This window comes from Luteimonas sp. RC10, assembly GCF_014192745.1.
In the GTDB taxonomy this organism is placed as follows: Bacteria; Pseudomonadota; Gammaproteobacteria; order Xanthomonadales; family Xanthomonadaceae; genus Luteimonas.
In genome coordinates, this window is sequence record NZ_JACHYJ010000005.1 from 187541 (window position 1) to 206269 (window position 18729).

Here is an 18729-nt window from a genome sequence, read left to right on the forward strand (position 1 = left end):
CGTCAGCCGACCAGGCCGTCGACCGGCGAGGATGCGCTGGCGAAGCGCTTGCGCGGGATGCGCCCGGCCAGGAAGGCCTCGCGGCCGGCCTCGACCGCCTTGCGCATCGCCGAGGCCATCAGCACCGGGTCGCGGGCGCCGGCGATCGCGGTGTTCATCAGCACGCCGTCGCAGCCCAGTTCCATCGCGATCGCGGCATCGGAGGCGGTGCCGACGCCGGCGTCGACGATGATCGGCACCTTCGCGTTCTCGACGATCTCCAGCAGGTTGTAGCGGTTCTGGATCCCCAGACCCGAGCCGATCGGCGCAGCCAGCGGCATCACCGCCACGCAGCCGATCTCTTCCAGGCGCTTGGCCAGGATCGGATCGTCGGAGGTGTAGACCATGACCTCGAAGCCGTCGGCGACCAGTTGCTCGGCGGCCTTGAGCGTCTGCACCACGTCGGGGAACAGCGTGCGCTGGTCGCCCAGCACCTCCAGCTTGGTCAGGTTGTGGCCGTCGAGCAGTTCGCGGGCCAGCCGGCAGGTGCGCACGGCTTCTTCGGCGGTGTAGCAGCCGGCCGTATTGGGCAGGATCGTGTAGCGGTCGGGCGGCAGCACGTCGAGCAGGTTGGGCTCGCCAGGGGTTTGGCCGATATTGGTGCGACGGATCGCGACGGTGACGATCTGCGCACCAGCGGCTTCGGTGGCCGCACGGGTCTGGTCGAGATCCTCGAACTTGCCGGTGCCGGTCAGCAGGCGGGAGCGGTAGGTCTTGCCGGCGATGACGAGGCCGGCGTCGCGCGAGGGGGAAGGAATGCTCATCCCGGGATTATCGCCCAAGCGGCGCGGGTGTGCCGGACGCGTCAGCGACGCGTTCGCGAGCGGTTCTTGGAAGGGCGGTCCGCGAATGCGTCCGAGCCGGAGGGCTCGGACAAGCGCTCATGGTGCTGGTGACAGCCCCGGTGCCATCCATGGCGTGGCGGTACAGGTGTCGGGATGTCCTGCCCGCACGTCCCTGTGCGGGCGTTCGCCCCCGCATCCGATGCCGGATGGCATCGGATCAGCGCCCGGACGCGCGGTGGGGTGTGGTGGCCGTCCCTGGCGGGGCGGTGCTGGCTCCGGGTTGCCCTGCCCGCACATCCGTGTGCGGGCGTTCGCGAATGCGTCCGAGCCGGAAGGCTCGGACAAGCGCATTCGCTTACCCCCCTCCCAGTGCGTGGACGATCTCGACGTGGTCGCCGTCGGCCAGGACGTGGGTGTCGTGGCGACCGCGCGGGACGATCTCGCCGTTGACCTCCACCGCCACGCGGCGCCCGCCCAGTCCCTGGGCCTGCAGTAGGGCGGCGATCGTGCTGCCCGGATCGATATCGGCGTCTTCGCCGTTGAGTCGGATGTTCATGCCGCGATTGTCCCCGTTCGCGGGGCAGGGCGCACGCCGGGCCGGGCGGCGGGCATGACGCAGTGCGGCGTGCCGTGCCCGGCGCGCGGCGGGATCATCGCGGCAATGCGGTCCCGTACGGGGCCCGGTCGCCAACCGGCAGATAATCGCCGCCCTTTTCAGGAGAGCCCCCCATGTCGTCATCCAGGCCGATCCGTGCCGCCCTTGCCGTCGCGCTTGCCGCAGCGGCCGTTCCGACGCTCGCCGCCGACACGTTTTCCCGCACCGTGTTCTTCGGCGACAGCCTGACCGATTCCGGCTACTTCCGGCCGGTGCTGGTGCGCGAGGTCGGGCCACAGACTGCGATCCTCGGCCGGTTCACGACCAACCCCGGGCTGACCTGGGCCGAGCACGTGGCCGATCGCTACGGCACCGATGCCAGTGCCAACGGCAACGGCCAGACCGGTGACAACTACGCGGTCGGCGGCGCCCGCGTCGCGATCGACACCGTCGGCGCGCTCGGCGCGACGCCGTCGCTGGCGACCCAGGTGCGCACCTACCTGTCAGCCAACGGTGGCCGCGCCGATGCCGACGCGCTGTACTCGGTCTGGGGCGGCGCCAACGACCTGTTCGCGGTGGCGGCCAATCCGGGCCAGGCGCAGCAGATCATCGGCGCGGCGGTGACCGCGCAGGTCGGCCTGGTCGGCGCGCTGCAGGGCGCAGGCGCGCGTTACGTGCTGGTGCCGTCGATCCCGGACGTCGGCCTGACCCCGCAGTTCCGTGCCGGCGGTGCCGCGGCGATGGCGCAGGGCACCGCGCTGTCGACGGCCTACAACGAGGCGCTGTACGGCGGTCTCGCCTCGCAGGGCCTGCGGGTGATTCCGGTCGACACCTTCCACTTCCTGCAGGAAGTGACCGCCGATCCCTCGCGTTACGGCTTCACCAATGTCACCTCGGTCGCCTGTGCGACCCAGCCGGCGCCTGCCGGTGCGTCGTCGTTGTTCTGCAACCCGGGCTCGCTGGTCGCGCCCGATGCGGCCAACACCTATCTGTTCGCCGACGGTGTGCACCCGGCCAGCCGTGCGCAGGCGATGATTGCCGACCTGGCTGTGTCGATGATCGATGGTCCGCAGCAGATCGCCGTGCTGCCACAGTCTGCGTCGATGACCGGCCGCGCGCGCGCCGATCGCGTCGCCAACCGGATGAGCCTGGCCGCCGCGCCGGTCGAGGGGCGGCGCTGGTGGGCCGACGTGCGCGCCGACATGCAGCGTTACGACCACGGCGATGCCTACGACGGCGTCGGCCCGGCGCTGACCGCCGGCCTGGACTGGACGTCGGGCGCCACGACCTTCGGCGGCTTCGTCGGCTACGGCCGCCAGGGCAACGACTGGGGCCTGCGCCGCGGCAGCTGGGACCAGAGCGAAGCGACCATCGGCGGCTTCGCGCACTGGCGCAGTGCGGCCGGCGGCTGGGTGAACCTGCAGCTGAGCTACAGCTGGCTGGACTTCGACACCGACCGCGCCGTGCAGATCGGGCCGGCGACGCGCGTGCACAGCGGCCAGGCCGATGGCAGCAACACGACCGCCGCGCTGTATGCCGGCTGGACCTTCGGCAACGGCCCGCTGGAGCATGGTCCGGTGCTGTCGGTGGTGGGGCAGCGCATCGAGGTCGACGGCTTCGCCGAGAGCGACCCGACGATGTCGACCTCGCTGGCCTATCCCTCGCAGGACATCGACTCGTTGATCGGCAGCGCCGGTTGGCAGTTCGCCTATGCCGGCGACGGCGGCGTGCGGCCGTATGCGCGACTGACCGTCGATCGCGAGTTCGAGGACGCACCGACCCAGGCCTGGGCCCGCGCGCAGTCGCTGCCCTCGACGCTGGACTATGCGGTGCCGGCTCGCGGCTACGACCGCAGCTACGGCACCGCGACGCTCGGCACCCAGGCGCGCCTGTTCGGCCTGGACGCCAATGTCGGCGCCACCCTGACGGTCGGCCAGAAGGCCGGCAGCCACACCACGGTGTTCGCGACCCTGGGCGCGGGGTTCTGACCGCTCAGGCCCGCCGCGCCGCCGCCCGCGCGGCGGCGTTGCCAAGCCGCGCCGCGGCGGCATAGACTGGGGCCCTGCGCGGGTGTAGTTCAATGGTAGAACTGCAGCTTCCCAAGCTGCTAGCGTGGGTTCGATTCCCATCACCCGCTCCAGTTCCAGCGGCGGCACCATCGACGATGGTGTCGCCGTTTTCGTTGCAGCTGTTCCCGTCGATCCTCGATGCGGCCCGTCGGCGCCGCGTGCTTGCCCGGTCCTGCGATGAAGCTCGCGATCCTGTCCCGCAACACCAAGCTCTATTCCACCCGCCGGCTGGTCGAGGCCGCGCGCACGCGTGGGCACACCGTGCGCGTGCTCGATCCGCTGCGCTGCTACATGCGCATCAGCAGCGAGGGCTTCTCGCTGCGCTACAAGGGGCGTTCGATCGAGGCATTCGATGCGGTGATCCCGCGCTTCGGCACCTCGGTGGCGCGCTATGGCAACGCGGTGCTGCATCAGCTCGAGTTGATGGGCAGCTTCGCGCCCAATCCCTCGGCAGCATTCGCACGGGCGCGCGACAAGCTGCGCTGCCAGCAATTGTTGGCTGCCGAGGGCATCGGTCTGCCGGTCACGGTGTTCGGCGACAACCCCGATGACACTGACGACCTGCTGGCGATGCTTGGCCCGCCGCCGCATGTGATCAAGCTCAACGAGGGCATGCAGGGCGCTGGCGTCATGCTGACCGAGAAACCATCGGCCTCGCGTGGCGCGGTCGAGGCCCTGCGCGGCCTGTACGCCAACTTCCTGGTGCAGGAGTTCATCGCCGAGGCCCAGGGCGCGGACCTGCGTTGCTTCGTGGTCGGCGACCGGGTCATCGGCGCGATGCAGCGTCAGGCGCCGGCGGGGGACTTCCGCTCCAATCTGCATCGCGGCGGCAGCGCGAGTGCGGCGGTGGCGACCGAGGAAGAGCAGGCGGTCGCGGTGCGCGCGGCCCAAGTGGTGGGCCTGGGGATCGCCGGGGTCGATCTGATCCGTTCGGACCGGGGACCATTGGTGCTCGAGGTCAACGCCTCACCCGGTCTGGAGGGCATCGAGGCGGTGACGGGGCAGGATATCGCCGGGGGCATCGTCGAGCACCTGGCCGCGCGGGTCGGGGCTGGACGTCCGCGACGTGCGCGGCGTCATGGATCCAACGGAACCTGAACGTTTTTTTTCCGTATTTCGACGGATCCCACCCCTAATCTGAGCGTCCGGAATGCGCTTGCGCTCTCTCCCCCGGCTTCGGCCGGGGCGCAGCGGATAACGGCAATCGGGGCAACACTCCTTTGACCCGGGCGGCCAACGTCCGGGTCTTTTTGTGTCGCGCCTTGGCATGGGCGGTGGCCCGGTTCGATGGCATGATCCGCGGGCGGCCTGACGGGCGCCTTGCAATCGGATCACCAGGGAGTGGCGCGTATGAAGCGGTCGATCGGTATCGGTCTTGCAGTGTTGTGTGTCTTCTCGCAGGCGGTCTGGGCCGGTGATGGCGTGGTCGATATCGAAAGTGGTGCTTTCGAACGGCAGCGCGCCGCGGTGCTGGCAGACCTGTCCGGGGGCGAGGCGTACGCGGAGATTTCGCCCTCGGACAAGCAGACAGTGGTCTCGCTGCTGGACCGGATGCAGGGCGTGATCGAGAAGACATCGAGCGTGGATGCGTTGCATGAAACCGAACGCGTGCGGTTGTTCAACGACCAAGAGCAAGTGAACACGATCCTGACGCGTGCGAAAGCCGACAGCCGGCTGATCTGCCGTCGCGAGACGCCGATCGGATCGCGGCTCCCGCAAACCAACTGCATGACGGTCGCCGAGCGCCGACGTGCGACCGAGACATCACAGGAACGACTGCGCTCCCGTGGTGTAATGAAACCGACCGACCCAAGGTAAGAAAAAGGCGCATCCATGCATATCCTTGTCATCGAAGACAACCAGGACATCGCCGCCAATCTCGGGGATTACCTCGAGGACCGCGGCCACACCGTCGACTTCGCCGCCGACGGCGTCACCGGCCTGCATCTGGCGGTGGTCCATGATTTCGATGCGATCGTGCTCGATCTCAATCTGCCGGGCATGGACGGCCTGGAGGTCTGCCGCAAGCTGCGCAACGACGCGCGCAAGCAGACACCGGTGCTGATGCTCACCGCGCGCGACAGCCTCGACAACAAGCTCGCCGGCTTCGACTCGGGCGCCGACGACTATCTGGTCAAGCCATTCGCGCTGCAGGAGGTCGAGGTCCGCCTCAATGCGCTGTCGCGCCGTGGCAAGGGCGCGCACACGCGCGTGCTGGAAGTCGGCGAGCTCGAGTACAACCTCGACACCCTCGAGGTGCGTCGCCAGGGCAAGCTGCTGCAACTCAACCCGACCGCACTCAAGATCCTGCAGTCGTTGATGGAGGCCTCGCCGGCCGTGGTCACGCGCCAGGAGCTCGAGACCCGCGTCTGGGGCGAGGAACTGCCGGACTCCGACTCGCTGCGCGTGCATATCCATGGCCTGCGCGCGGTCGTCGACAAGCCGTTCGATCCGCCCTACATCCAGACACGGCACGGAATCGGCTACCGGATCGCCGTGCCCGATGCCGCCAACTGAGGTCGCGACGGGCCGTCCGGCCCGGGTCCGCGAGCGCCGCTACCGGCGGCGCCTGCGCAGCCGCATCATCCTGTCGTTCGTGCTGCTCGGGCTCGGGCTCACGACGCTGTTCGCATTCCTGACCCAGGAAGCCCGCGACCGCGTGGAGAACACGCTGGTCGAGGACCTGATGAATCGCAACATCGACGAGTATGCGCGGCGCTACTACGTCGACCCCTCGCGCAACCCCGCCGCCCCGGTCGAGCAGATCCGCGCGCGCGTGGTCAAGCGCGACCGGTTCGAGGAGCTGCGCTATGAGCAGCCCGACTGGTACGAGCTGGGCGACGGCATCCACAACCTCAGCGGCGTCGACGAGGACGGCACGCCGTTCATGTACAAGCTGGCGGTGCGCAAGACGCCGGAGGAGTGGTTCTTCCTGGCCTACGACATGACCGAGACTGTACGCGGTGCGACCCAGTTCCAGCGCGCCATCTTCGGTTCGGTGGTCATGGTGTCGTTGCTGTCGGGACTGATCGGTTGGTGGTCGGCCGCGCGGGTCATGAGCCCGGTCTCGGAGCTGGCCAAGCGGCTCAGCCGCTCGGGCGACAGTTCGCGGCCGCAGGCGCTGGCGCCGCACTTTCCCGACGACGAGGTCGGGCAGCTGGCCAGCGCGCTCGACGACTATGCCTTCCGGCTGACCGAAGTGGTGCAGCGCGACCGCGAGTTCAATGCTGACGTCAGCCACGAACTGCGCACGCCGTTGGCGGTCATCAAGGGCGCGGTGGAGTTGCTATTGTCGCGGCCGGACCTGGACGAGAAGACCCGGACCCGGTTGCTGCGCATCCAGCGCGCCGAGCAGCAGTGCACCGACCTGATCAGCGCCCTGCTGCTGCTCTCGCGCGAGGAGCGCGGACATGGCGCGACCGACATCGGCCGTGTCGTCGAACAGTTGTTCGACGCGCACCGCCCGCAACTGGTCGGCAAGCCACTGGAACTGCGGCTGGAGGCCGAGCAGCCGCTGGTCGTCGACGCCCCCGAGGCTGCGGTCACCGTCGCGCTGGGCAACCTGGTCGGCAATGCGATCAAGTACACCCAGGAAGGCGAGGTGGTCGTACGCGTGCGTGCGCACACCGTGGAGGTCGCTGACAGTGGCCCGGGTCTGAGCGCGGAGGATGCAGCCCGGCTGTTCGAGCGCGGCTATCGCGGCACGCATGCCGAGCACTCGCAGGGCGGTGGCATCGGCCTGTCGATCGTACGTCGGCTGTGCGATCTGTATGGCTGGCAGGTGCGGGTGGTCCCCGGCGCGGTGCGCGGAGTCGTGGCGACCCTGTCGTTCCGCCCTGATTGAGCTGCGCGCGCCGCGCCGTGTGCAGGTTGCCTTCCTCGCACTGTCCGGTCGCCCTCGGTGCCCGCGCTGCGGCATGCGGCTTGCGGCGCTAGAGCCGGATCCACCAGCAGTCGAAATGGCGGTGGAGCGAGAACACCGTCTGCGAGGCGCCGGTCCCGCCGGGGCCAGTCTGGGTGACGCGCAGCGACGACGGTGGTTGCACGCGCGCGGCGGCCGGCAGCTCGCGTGCGCTCGCCCACCCGGCGAACCCGCCAGGCGCGCTTGTCGCCGTGGCGGCCGGGCGCTGGGCGACGATATCCACCAGCGGGCGCTGCGCGATCGCGTCCAGGCGGTCGAGAATCCGGTCGCTGCCGGTGCTGTTCATTCCACGCCAGTGGTAGAGCGATGCCAGGCGGTTGGTGTCGCGGCTGTCGATCGCATGGCTCAACTCCTGGATCAGACCACGCAGATGGCGCTGGCATCCGCTGCGGTACGCGGTGACGGCAGCCGCGCCGGCGCCGCGCTTGGGGCCGGTCGTTGCGCCGACCGCGCTGCAGGCCCGGTCGGTATAGACGGTGCCGCCGTCGGGCGCGACGCAGCGCCGGATCTGGGCATGCGCTGTCTTGTCCGGCGTCGCGGCGACGACGGCGAGCAGCGGGAGCAGCAGCGTGACGGCGCGACGGGGCATCGGCGCAGCCTAGCGCCTGGCCGGTGACCGCGACAGTGGCCTCAGGCCAGGCGGGACAGGATGGTCTGGGTCGGCTTGGCGAGGTTGAGTGTGTAGAAATGCAGCGCCGGTGCGCCGCCGGCGATCAGCCGTTCGCACAGGCGGGTGACGATGTCGGCGCCGAGCGCGCGGATCGCTGCCACGTCGTCACCGTGGGCCGCCATGCTGCGTTGCATCCAGCGCGGGATCTCGGCGCCGCAGGCTTCCGAGAACCGGCGCAGCTGGCTGAAGTTGGAAATCGGCATGATGCCCGGCACGATCGGGACCTCGACACCGGCGCGGCGCGCGCTGTCGACGAAGTGGAAGTAGGCGTCGGCGTTGTAGAAGTACTGGGTGATCGCGGCATCGGCGCCGGCATCGATCTTGGCCTTGAAATGCGCCAGATCGCGGCGTGCGTCCTCGGCCTGCGGATGTACTTCCGGGTAACAGCCGACCTCGATGCGGAAGCGGTCACCGAACTCGCTGCGGATGAAGGCAACCAGGTCCGAGGCATGCCGCAGGTCGCCGGGCTGGCCCATGCCCGAGGGCAGGTCGCCGCGCAGCGCGACGATGCGGGTGCAACCGATCGCGCGATAGAGCTTGAGCAGCTCGCGGATCTCCTCGCGGCTGCCGCCGACGCACGACAGATGCGGGGCCGCCTCCAGCCCGTGGTCCTGCTTGAGCCGGCGCACGGTCTCTGGCGTGTGGCTCAGGGTCGAACCGCCGGCGCCGAAGGTGCAGGACACGTACTCGGGCGCATGCGCGGCGAGCTTCCCGGCGGTCCGGTGCAACTGCTGGCGTTGCTCGTCGGTCTTGGGCGGGTAGAACTCGAAGCTGACCGGGATCATGCGCGACCTGGGACGGAGGTGAGACAGAAGCATATCTCTTTATCGCGATGGATATAAGCGCTGATGGATGGGCTGATGCCGGGCGTTCCCATGGGCTTGACGCCGGATTCACTACGCTCGCCGATAGGGCGCCGCATACGGCTCCTGGTGGGTGTCCGGTACCCGATCGTCGAGGAGTCGGAAATGAAAAAGATCTTCAAGGCAGTCGTCGTCGGTCTCGTCGTGCTCGCGATCGCCATCGGGGTGTTCCTGTACTGGCCGCTGTTCGAGCGCGCGCCGCCGGAACCGGAAAATGCCGAGCCGGTGGATGTGGTGCTGATCGGCGCCGGGATCATGAGCGTCACCCTGGCCACCTACCTGCAGGAACTCGAACCCGACTGGCGGATCGAAATCTACGAACGGTTGGACGGGGTGGCGTTGGAGAGTTCGGACGGTTGGAACAATGCCGGCACCGGCCATTCGGGCTTCGCCGAACTCAATTACACGCCCGAGCGCAAAGACGGCTCGATCGAGACCGCGCGTGCGGTCGACATCGCCGAACAGTTCGAGATCTCGCGCCAGTTCTGGTCCCACCAGGTCGAGGCCGGACGGCTGGGGACGCCCACCGATTTCATCAATCCGACCCCGCACATGAGCTTCGTCTGGGGCGACGACAACATCGACTATCTGCGTCGCCGCCACGCGGCGCTCTCCAAGGAGCCGCTGTTCCACGGCATGGAATTTTCGGAGGATCCGGCGCAGATCGCGCGCTGGGCGCCGCTGATGATGGGGGGCCGGGACCCAGCCCTGCGGATCGCGGCGACCTGGATGCCATTGGGCACCGACGTCAATTTCGGGGTGATCACCCGGCAGCTGACGCAGGCACTGTCGCGCAGTCCGCGCTTCGGGCTGCATCTGCGCCACGAGGTGCGCAAGCTGCAGCGCGAGGCCGATGGCAACTGGACGGTCGCCGTGCACGACCTGTCGTCCGACCGCACGCGCTCGGTCCGCGCCCGCTTCGTCTTCGTCGGTGCCGGTGGCGCGGCGCTGACGCTGCTGCAGCACTCGGGCATCCCCGAAGCCGCCGACTATGGCGGCTTCCCGGTCGGCGGCCAGTTCCTGGCGACCGACAATCCGGCGGTCACCGGCCGCCACGAGGTGAAGGCCTACGGCAAGGCCGAAGCGGGCTCGCCGCCGATGTCGGTGCCGCATCTGGATGCACGCAAGCTCGACGGCAAACCGGTGCTGTTGTTCGGCCCGTTCGCATTGCAGAGCACGCGGTTCCTCAAGCATGGCTCGTGGTTCGACCTGTTCTCGTCGGTCAACAACCACAATGTCACCGGCATGCTGCGCGTCGGCGCCGAGAACCGCGACCTGGTGGGCTATCTGATTCAACAGGCCCGGCTGTCGGATGCCGATCGGTTTGCCGAGTTGCAGAAGTACTACCCTGATGCCAAGCCGGCCGATTGGCGTCTGGTCACCGCGGGGCAGCGCGTGCAGGTGATCAAGCGCGATCCGCAGATGGGCGCGATCCTCCAGTTCGGGACCGAGATCGTCACCGATGCCGACGGCAGCATCGCGGCGTTGCTGGGAGCCTCGCCCGGCGCATCGACCTCGCCCAAGATCATGCTCGATGTGCTGCGGCGTGCGTATCCCGAGCGCATGGACGGGGCGTGGCGCGAGCGCATCCAGACGATCGTGCCCTCCTATGGGCAGTCGCTGAACACCGACGTGGCGTTGACCAACCGCATCCGCGGCATGACCAGCCGCGTGTTGCGCCTGCCGTATCTCGAGGTGCCGCCGGTCGGCGACGGGCAGCCGCCGGCCGCGAACGACGAACTGCATGGTCCCGACGAAGGGCCGGACGAGGCCGCGCTCGACCGGCGCATGCAGGCCCTGTAGGCGCCATGGAGGCGGCTCTTTTGGGGCCGCCTCGTGCTCCGCTCTCCGCGCGGTTACCCTGGCGCGCCATGCCGACGGCCCGAAGATGTCCATCGTTCTCACGCCCTTCGCCCGCCCCCGTCTGTTTCCCCGCGTCCCGCGCGGCAACACGATCCAGGACACGACGCCCGAGGCGTTCGAGGCGCATCTCAACGCGCAAGCGCCGGTCGCCGTGCTCGACGGCTATGCGCCGTTCTGCAAGCTGCATGTGCACCGCAACTGGACGTCGACGCGCTGCCTGACCGTGCCGATCACCGAGGCGAACCGGCATCTGCTGCGTTCGGCCTACGAGGCGCGCAATTCCGCCGAGCTCCCGGTGCTGGTGCGCTGGTTCGAAGGTGTGACGGCGCCGCGTGCGGAGTATCTGGTCGTGATCCTCTACAGCGCCGAGCAACTGGCGAAGGAGGGCGCGCCGATCGATGCGGATTGGGGCGTGGTCGGCTGTCTGTACACGGCCGAGCCTGCGGAGATCCCGATGGCGCCGATCACGATGATGCGCAATGCGCTCGGGGTCGAAGAGGGCGGTTCGGGCGTGCCGCTGGACCCCGAGGCCTACCGGCGCAGCGTCGCGTTCTGGGAACGCAACGCCAACTGGCGCCCCTGATCGCGCGACGCCGATGTCGGCGTCGTGTCGCGGGATGGTGCCGACGGGCCCGAGGATTTACGGCAGCGAGTACAGGCGCACGCCCTGCACGACCCGGTTCACCGTGCCCTGTGCGTTCGGGCTGTCGGGCCGCACGCCCAGCGCCCGCGAGGCGTGGAAGGCGAACAGTTGCGCCACGGCGACATAGGGCCACAGCAAGTCGAGATCGTGCGCGCGTTCGAGCTCGGCCACGCGCACTGCATCGCGCACCGGACCATGCGGCGCGGCGGCGGTGACTTCGATCACGCGCGCGGCCACGCCGTCGCTGCGCAGCTCGTCGAGCAGGTCGAGATCGTAGCGCCGGGTCAGCGGGTCGTTGGACACGAACACCACCACCAGCGTGCGCGCAGTGACGAAGGTCTTGGGGCCGTGGCGGAAGCCCATCGGCGATTCGAAGCAGGTCGCGATGGCGCCGTTGCTCAGCTCGCCCAGCTTGAGCGCGGCCTCGCGCGCCAGGCCCTTGAACAGCGCGCTGCCCAGATACACCACGCGCTCGAACCCGCACAGCGCCAATTCCTGGGTCAGCCCGCGCGCCTGCTGCAGCACGGTGTCGGTCGCGGCGGCGATCGTGTGCACGCGGGTCTCCAGGGCTTGCGGCCCGCACAGCGCGGCCAGCGTCGCCAGCATCATGCAGCTGAAGCTCGACGTCATCGCGAAGCTGACATCGTGGGTTTCCGATGGCAGCAGCAGCGTCATCGACTGCCGCACCGCGACCCGGCCCAGCGCCCCGTCAGCATTGCAGGTCACCACCAGGTGGCGCACCTCGCCAACCAGCGCCTCGGCCAGTTCCACCGCCGCGACGCTCTCGGGGCTGTTGCCCGAGCGCCCGAACGAGACCAGCAGCAAGGGGCGAGCCGGATCGAGATACAGCTGCGGCGCGCTGACCAGGTCGGTCGTGGGCACTGCATCGACGCGCGCAGCGAGTGTGCGGTCGAGCCACGGCGCCAGGCATTCGCCGATGTAGGCCGAAGTGCCGGCGCCGGTCAGGATCACCCGCGCCGTCGGGTCGCCCGACACCGGCGCGATGAAGGCCGCAAGCGATTCGGCCATCTCGGCGACCAGCGCATGGGTGCGCACGAGCATGCGCGGCTGTTGTTCGATCTCGCGCGCAGTCCACAGCGCGCCGCTGGCGGCCAGGTCGGATTCGGGCAGGCCGAGGTGTTCAGGGCTGGGCATCGGGGACGCAGGCATGGCGGTAGTCGTCGAGGGCGATGGCGATGTGGGCCATCACGAGGGCGGCGGGATCGAGCGGGGCGCGGTCGGCACGCAGCGCGCGCAGCGCCTGCGGCAGGTACTGGCCGACCAGCGGCATCGGCGGCGGGCTCTGACGCAGGTTGGCGAACAACTGCTGGCAGGCCGCCTCGATCGCAGGATCCGGCCAGTAGTAGCGGATGCGATCGCTGAGGCTGTACTGCAGGTCGATAGTCAGTGCATCGCCCTGGGCGTGGTAGTAGCGCTGCCAGTGACCGGGCTGCGCGCGCATCCGGGCCAATGCGGTCTCGCGCAAGTGCGCACGCCGGTCCGGCGCGATCCACTCGCGTTCGATCGCATCCAGCGCCCACAGCGCCTCGCGCAGCGCGAAGGTCAGGCCGGGGCCGACCTTGAGGATCGCGAAGTGATCGTGCACCAGCGCGGCCAGTGCATCGGGGGTCTGGTAGTCGGTCGAGTGCGCCTCGAACACCAGGCCCGGGACCTGCTCGATCGCGGCGCTGAGCGCGCGCGCGGCGGCCGGCACGTAGTCGATGACCTGGTGGTGGTCGAACTCCACGCCCGGCTGCACCACCGAGGCGATCACCCGCGTCCACGCCGCCTGCAGGCCGGCGGCCGCGAATGCGTCACGGTGGGCCTCGATCGTCGCCAGCGCGGCCTCGGGCGCGGTCACCGCCAGGCCCTCGATGGCCTCGGTCGCGCCGCCAGGCACCGGCACCTCGGTGCCGATCACATAGACCGGCGGCTCGCCACCGGCCTGGGCATGGGCGGCCTCGGCCGCGCGGCACAGCCGCACCGCGCGTTCGACGATCGTCGCCTCGGGCAGCGGCACCGAATCGTCGGCGCAGGCCATCGAGCAGTCGAGGTGGAGCTTGCGAAAGCCCGCGGCGACATAGGCGGCGACCATCGTCTCGGCCTTGGCCATCGCCGCCTCGGCGTCGAGCGCGATCCAGGGATTGGGGCCGAGGTGATCGCCGCCGAGCGCGATGCGCGCCGGGTCCATGCCGACCCGCTCGGCGATGCCGCCAACGAAGGCGACGAAGTCGGTCGGGGTCATGCCGGTGTAGCCGCCGTCCTGGTTGACCTGGTTGCAGGTCGCCTCGACCAGCACCAGCGGCAGGGCGTGGCGCTGGGCATGGCGCAGCGCCGCCTCCAGCACCAGCGGATGGGCGCAGCAGATGGAGGTGATGCCGGCGGCGTCGCCACGCCGATGGCGGGCAACCAGCTCGAGCAGGGCGTGCATCGCGGTCCTCGTTTCAGAAAAGGGGGCGGGCGCCGCTGGTTAACAGGGCATCCGGCGCGCGCGCAGAGAAGTCTGCGACGAAAGACAATGATTAGCAACGTTTTCTTTCGTTTCTAATGATGCGAATACGTTGAGATGCTGGGGCAGGCGGTGGAGGCCCGGGCGAGTCCCGCTGGGCCCCGTGTGCCAGATCGATGACGGCCCCGGCGCTCGGGAGCTTGATCGTATGCCTCGGAATCAGTGCCTTCATGACGCTGCAGCGCGACCTGAGGCAGGCGACCCGCGTTCGAACCTGCCCAAATTTCGTTACAAGAAGGTGTTGATGCCAAACGAAACATGATTTAGGCTGGATTTCGTTTTGTAGGTCGCCCCCACAGCCACCCACATCGAGGATGCTTCTGTGAAGACCGTTCGTCCGCATCGCAATCCGCTTTTCTGCAGCATCGCGCTGGCGCTCGTGGTGCCGGCCGGCGTGTCGGCCCAGGTCCAGGACGCTGGGGACCCGGCGGGACCGGCCGACGAACGGATCGAATCGCTCGACGCGGTGATCGTGACCGGGGTGCGCGGCAGCCTTGCGCGGGCGGTCGAGCTCAAGCGCGATGCGGCCACCGTGCAGGATTCGATCAGCGCGCTGGAACTGGGCAAGTTCCCCGACGACAACGTCGCCGACTCGCTGAGCCACATCACCGGTGTCTCGATCAGTCGCACCGCAGGCGGTGAGGGCCAGAAGGTCAGCGTGCGCGGCCTGGGCCCGGAGTACACCCTGACCACGTTCAACGGCCGGTTGCTGGCGACCGACGGCGCAGGCCGCGATTTCGCGTTCGACGTGCTGCCATCGGACGTGATCAGTGGCGCCGACGTGATCAAGGGCGCGCAGTCGTCGTTGGCCGAGGGCGCGATCGGCGGGCTGATCAACCTGCGCTCGGCCAGTCCCTTCGACCGCACCGGTCAGCACGGCATCGTCCGCGTCGAGGGCGACCGCAACCAGATGTCCGAGCTCAACGGGCGCAAGTTCTCGGCGACCTACAGCAACACGTTCGCCGACGACACCGTCGGTGTGTTGCTCGGCGTGGTCTACGGCAAGCGCCGGGACCGCACCGATATCGCCGGCAACGATGGCGGCTGGACCCGCAACACCGATCCGCGGGATCCCACCTGGTCCAGCAACGCCTGGGGCGGCGACGTCGACCTCAACGGCAACGGCGAGCTCGACCCCGAGGAGTACGGCCTGATCTCGCCCGGCCAGTTCCGCGCCGGCTCGATCATCGAGGAGAAGAAGCGGCGGGCGTTCTCGGGCAAGCTGGAATGGCGCCCCAGCGATCGCTTCCGGCTCACGGTGGACGGTCTGACCACGCGGCTCGACTCGCCGCAGGTCGGCTACCAGCAGTCCTACTATCCGCTGTTCGCGCCCGGGCGTTGGTCCGACATCACCGTCCAGAACGGCATCGTCACCGGGTTCACGATGGACAACCCGGATCCGGAACTGCGGCTCAACCCCGAACTGCTCAATATGACCGAGCACCGGGTGGTCGACACCGATCTGTACGGGGCCAACGCGCAGTGGCAGGTCAACGACGATTTCACGCTCACCGCCGACGTGTACCGCTCGACCTCCAAGCGTTACTCGGGCGGCCAGGATTCCTATGTGGTCTTGCGCATGAACCAGCCCAACACCGCCCGCATCGACCTGAGTGGGGATGCGATGCCCAACGTCCGCGTGGACTTCGACGATGGTCGTTCGCTGGCCGACGGCTTCGGGACCGGCAATTTCGGCGCGTCCGATTTCAACACCCACTACATGGAGCTACGCGGCGACAACATCGTCGACGAGATCACCGGCGGCGCCCTCGGCGGCGAGCTGTTTGTCGGTCGCTCGGTATTCGATCGGCTGCGCTTCGGGGTCAATGTCACCGATCGCAAGAAGTCGCGCGACCTGATCAACAACACCCTCAATGGCGGCGCCGATTACTACTCGGGCGACAATGCCATCAACGTCGGTGAGCTGGGGGCGGGCGTGATCTCGCAGTCGCTGGCGCCGCCGAGCTTCATGAGCCGGGTCAATGCGGTCTTCCCGAGGTCGTTCATCGCCTTCGACGTCCCCAATTACCTCGGCCATCTCGCGCAGTACGACGGTCGGCCGCGTGCGGACGGCACGCCCTACGATTTCGCCAACGCCGCGCCGCAATGGAACCCGCTCGAGAGCTACCGCGTCTCGGAGAAGACCAACGCGTTCTACGTGCAGGCCGACTTTGTCGGTGAACGCTGGCGCGGCGATATCGGCATGCGCGTGGTCAAGACCGACACCACGGCCCATGCCTGGGACGCCAAGATCCTGCAGATCGTCGAGAACGGGACGTTCAACTACACTGCGGTCTACGACGCCCCGAGCGCGATCGAGCAGAAGGGCGATTACACCTTCTACCTGCCGTCGGCGAATTTCATCTGGCGCTTCACCGACGACCTGCAGCTTCGCGTGGGCGCTGCCAAGACCATGGCCCGGCCGCCGGTCGACAAGCTGGCACCGACCAATACGACGGCCAGTGTGTCCTGGGGCGAGTTCACCCAGATCTACGGCGGCAACGTCGATCTGCAGCCCTACAGCGCCAAGCAGGGCGATCTGTCGCTGGAGTGGTACTTCACCGACCGGTCGATCTTCAACGTCGCGGTGTTCTACAAGCGCATCGCCAACCAGATCACCACCAGTTGGGAGCCGGGCCAGGACATCGGTGTCGGTCCCATCGTCGACGCCGACGGGACGCCGGTGAGCACTGGCCCGACCCTGTTCAACGTCATGCGTCCGATCAACGGCGACTACGCCAAGGTGCGTGGCATTGAGGCAGGGCTGCAGCACTTCTGGGACAACGGCTTTGGCTTCCGTGCGCAGTACACCCGCAACTGGGCACGCAGTTGGGTCGGCGAGTTCGAGCGCCCGCTCGAAGGCATCGCGCCGTCGGTGTACTCGCTGGGCCTGATGTACGAAAAGGGCCCCTGGTCGATCGGTGCCACCGCCGACCACACCGATGGCTTTGTGACCGCGATCAACGTGCTCGGCGAGGGCTACAACGAGCAGTCCGATCCGATCACCTGGCTGACCGCGCACGCGTCCTACGCCGTCAACGACCGCTTCACGATCTCGCTGGAGGGCAGCAACCTGCTCGACGATGAGAGCACGTCCAGCATCAACGGCAACCCGCTGCTGTCGCAGGGCTACTACCGCTACGGCCGCTCGGTCACGCTGGGGTTGAGCTACCGGTTCTGAACGCGTTCGACGCGGCCGGTCCGGGCGTCGCCCCTGGATCGGCCGCGATCCCATGCCGGCGACGGGAGGGGTTAGATCATGGAGCATCATCGAGATCGGCTGCGCATTGCAGCATCGGCCATGCTGTTGGCGGTCGTCGCGACCGCCAATGCGGGCCTCACGCGGCCCGAGGCGCCGAATGGCGCGCCGGCTTCGGCGCAGGCCCACAGGAGCGCACATGCGCCAGGCTCGGGCGCACGCTTGGTCAAATCAGCGCCCCTCGCACGCGCCGGCGCGGCAGTGCCTCGACGCGCCAAAGCGGTCTACGTGCCGGTCCCGCTGCAGGCGACGATCGATCGCGTGCAGCCGATGACCGGCATCGTGCTGTGGAACGACAATGCGTCGGGCCTGGCGGCGCTCGGCGACGATGTGCAACTGGAATTCGCCTACTTCAAGTACAGCGACGTCGTCACCGGGCCGGGTACCTACAACTGGGCGCCGGTCGACGCCCGGCTGGCATCGGCGGCGGCGCGTGGCCATCAGATGATCGTGCGCTTCCACGACACCTATCCCGGCCACACCACGATCTCGATTCCGAGCCACGTCGCCAACGCCGCCGATCATGTGATCGGCTATCAGAGTGTCGAAGGCGAGCAGACCTTCGTGCCCGACTGGCGCTCGGCCACCTTGCGGGCCTTCATTCTCGACTTCTACAGCAAATTCGCGCAGCGCTACGACCTCGATCCGCGGCTCGCCTTCCTGCAGGTCGGCTTCGGTTCCTATGCCGAGTACCACCTGTGGGACGGGCCGCTGACCCTGGGCCGGACGTTCCCGTCGAAGGCGTTCCAGCAGCAGTTCCTGGAGCATCTGGGCGCGACCTTCGCGCAGACCTCCTGGTCGCTGTCGATCGATGCGGCGAGCGCGACCTACTCGCCGTTCTCCGCCGTGTCGTCGTTGCGGCAGTTGCGCTTCGGGCTGTTCGATGACTCCTTCATGCACGAGACGCATTCGAGCAGCAACAGCGAGTACAACCGCGCCTCATGGCTGTTCTTCGGCAACACCCGCTACCAGGACAGCCCGGCGGGCGGCGAGTTCAATTACTACAGCGACTACGACCAGGCCCATGTGCTCGACCCCAACGGGCCCTGGGGGCGCAGTTTCGAGTCCTTTGCCTCGCAGTACCGCATCAGCTACATGATCGGCAACGACCAGCCGGGCTATCAGACGCGCGCTCGGATCCGACAGGCCGCGCTGGCGACGGGCTACGCGTTCCGGATCACGGCGCTGTCGAGCGATGGCGAATGCGTGCAGATGTCGGTGCGCAACGAAGGCGTCGCGCCGATCTACTACGATGCCTGGCCCGCGGTCGACGGCCATCGCCTGGGTACGTCGCTCAAGGGTCTGCTGCCCAACGCCGAGCGTTCTGCGTCGGCCTGCATCGGCCCGCATGCGATCGCCTCGCTGACGGTTGCGATCGAGAGCGACCGGCTCGTGCCGGGGCAGCAGATCCAATTCAACGCCTCGCTGCCGTAGGCCAGGCGTGGGGCCGGGCGGCTGGCCCACCAACGAGAACGGGCGCCGCAAGGCGCCCGTTCGTCGTGTCACTGCAGT

15 protein-coding genes and 1 tRNA gene are annotated in these 18729 nt (G+C 68.4%); 10 read left to right on the forward strand and 6 right to left on the reverse strand.

The window, feature by feature from the left end:
- Positions 1–2: 2 nt before the first annotated feature.
- Together FHW73_RS10665 and thiS are read right to left on the reverse strand one after the other, a co-directional pair.
- The gene (locus FHW73_RS10665) at positions 3–803 is read right to left on the reverse strand and encodes a thiazole synthase (protein ID WP_183426695.1); all 801 of its coding nucleotides are present in this window, start codon (positions 801–803) and stop codon (positions 3–5) included.
- Positions 804–1179: 376 nt separating this feature from the next.
- Positions 1180–1380 (reverse strand): sulfur carrier protein ThiS, encoded by a 201-nt coding sequence (gene thiS / locus FHW73_RS10670; protein WP_183426696.1) that lies wholly within the window; start codon positions 1378–1380, stop codon positions 1180–1182.
- A gap of 173 nt (positions 1381–1553) precedes the next feature.
- Between thiS and FHW73_RS10675 the strand changes: the two genes are divergently transcribed.
- The 6 genes from FHW73_RS10675 to FHW73_RS10700 all read left to right on the forward strand — a co-directional run bounded on the left by FHW73_RS10675 (position 1554) and on the right by FHW73_RS10700 (position 7332).
- The gene (locus FHW73_RS10675) at positions 1554–3407 is read left to right on the forward strand and encodes an autotransporter domain-containing protein (protein ID WP_183426697.1); all 1854 of its coding nucleotides are present in this window, start codon (positions 1554–1556) and stop codon (positions 3405–3407) included.
- Between the two features lie 78 nt (positions 3408–3485).
- Positions 3486–3559 (forward strand) — tRNA-Gly (locus FHW73_RS10680).
- A gap of 106 nt (positions 3560–3665) precedes the next feature.
- Positions 3666–4586 (forward strand): 30S ribosomal protein S6--L-glutamate ligase, encoded by a 921-nt coding sequence (rimK, locus tag FHW73_RS10685; RefSeq protein ID WP_183426698.1) that lies wholly within the window; start codon positions 3666–3668, stop codon positions 4584–4586.
- A gap of 252 nt (positions 4587–4838) precedes the next feature.
- Positions 4839–5306 (forward strand): hypothetical protein, encoded by a 468-nt coding sequence (locus FHW73_RS10690; RefSeq protein WP_183426699.1) that lies wholly within the window; start codon positions 4839–4841, stop codon positions 5304–5306.
- A 15-nt stretch (positions 5307–5321) separates the two neighbouring features.
- Positions 5322–6005 (forward strand): response regulator transcription factor, encoded by a 684-nt coding sequence (locus tag FHW73_RS10695; protein WP_183426700.1) that lies wholly within the window; start codon positions 5322–5324, stop codon positions 6003–6005.
- The gene (locus FHW73_RS10700) at positions 5992–7332 is read left to right on the forward strand and encodes a HAMP domain-containing sensor histidine kinase (protein WP_183426701.1); all 1341 of its coding nucleotides are present in this window, start codon (positions 5992–5994) and stop codon (positions 7330–7332) included. The genes FHW73_RS10695 and FHW73_RS10700 overlap by 14 nt, the downstream gene beginning before the upstream one ends.
- An 88-nt stretch (positions 7333–7420) precedes the next feature.
- Here FHW73_RS10700 and FHW73_RS10705 read toward each other — a convergent pair whose 3' ends face one another.
- On the reverse strand, positions 7421–7999 hold the full coding sequence (locus FHW73_RS10705; RefSeq protein ID WP_183426702.1) for a hypothetical protein: 579 nt from the start codon (positions 7997–7999) through the stop codon (positions 7421–7423).
- Positions 8000–8040: 41 nt separating this feature from the next.
- The gene (gene metF / locus FHW73_RS10710; RefSeq protein ID WP_183426703.1) at positions 8041–8865 is read right to left on the reverse strand and encodes a methylenetetrahydrofolate reductase [NAD(P)H]; all 825 of its coding nucleotides are present in this window, start codon (positions 8863–8865) and stop codon (positions 8041–8043) included.
- Between the two features lie 183 nt (positions 8866–9048).
- On the opposite strand from metF, the gene mqo reads away from it, so the two are divergent.
- Positions 9049–10746: a malate dehydrogenase (quinone) gene (gene mqo / locus FHW73_RS10715; RefSeq protein WP_183426704.1), complete on the forward strand. Its 1698-nt coding sequence runs from the start codon at positions 9049–9051 to the stop codon at positions 10744–10746.
- A gap of 85 nt (positions 10747–10831) precedes the next feature.
- Complete coding sequence (locus FHW73_RS10720) at positions 10832–11389, forward strand: DUF3228 family protein (RefSeq protein WP_183426705.1); 558 nt, start codon at positions 10832–10834, stop codon at positions 11387–11389.
- A 57-nt stretch (positions 11390–11446) separates the two neighbouring features.
- On the opposite strand, the gene FHW73_RS10725 is transcribed toward FHW73_RS10720, so the two are convergent.
- Together FHW73_RS10725 and FHW73_RS10730 are read right to left on the reverse strand one after the other, a co-directional pair.
- Positions 11447–12619, reverse strand: a complete 1173-nt coding sequence (locus FHW73_RS10725) for an SIS domain-containing protein (RefSeq protein WP_255492923.1) — start codon at positions 12617–12619, stop codon at positions 11447–11449.
- Entirely contained in the window at positions 12591–13880 is a 1290-nt protein-coding gene (locus FHW73_RS10730; protein ID WP_183426706.1) for a D-tagatose-bisphosphate aldolase, class II, non-catalytic subunit, read from the reverse strand. The genes FHW73_RS10725 and FHW73_RS10730 overlap by 29 nt, the downstream gene beginning before the upstream one ends.
- A 400-nt stretch (positions 13881–14280) precedes the next feature.
- Here FHW73_RS10730 and FHW73_RS10735 point away from each other — a divergent pair, with 400 nt between their 5' ends.
- Positions 14281–17139, forward strand: coding sequence for a TonB-dependent receptor (locus tag FHW73_RS10735; protein WP_183426707.1), 2859 nt, complete (start codon positions 14281–14283; stop codon positions 17137–17139).
- Between the two features lie 279 nt (positions 17140–17418).
- A complete protein-coding gene (locus FHW73_RS10740) occupies positions 17419–18651 on the forward strand; it encodes a DUF4832 domain-containing protein (protein ID WP_183426708.1) in 1233 nt (410 codons plus the stop codon).
- Positions 18652–18729 lie beyond the last annotated feature (78 nt).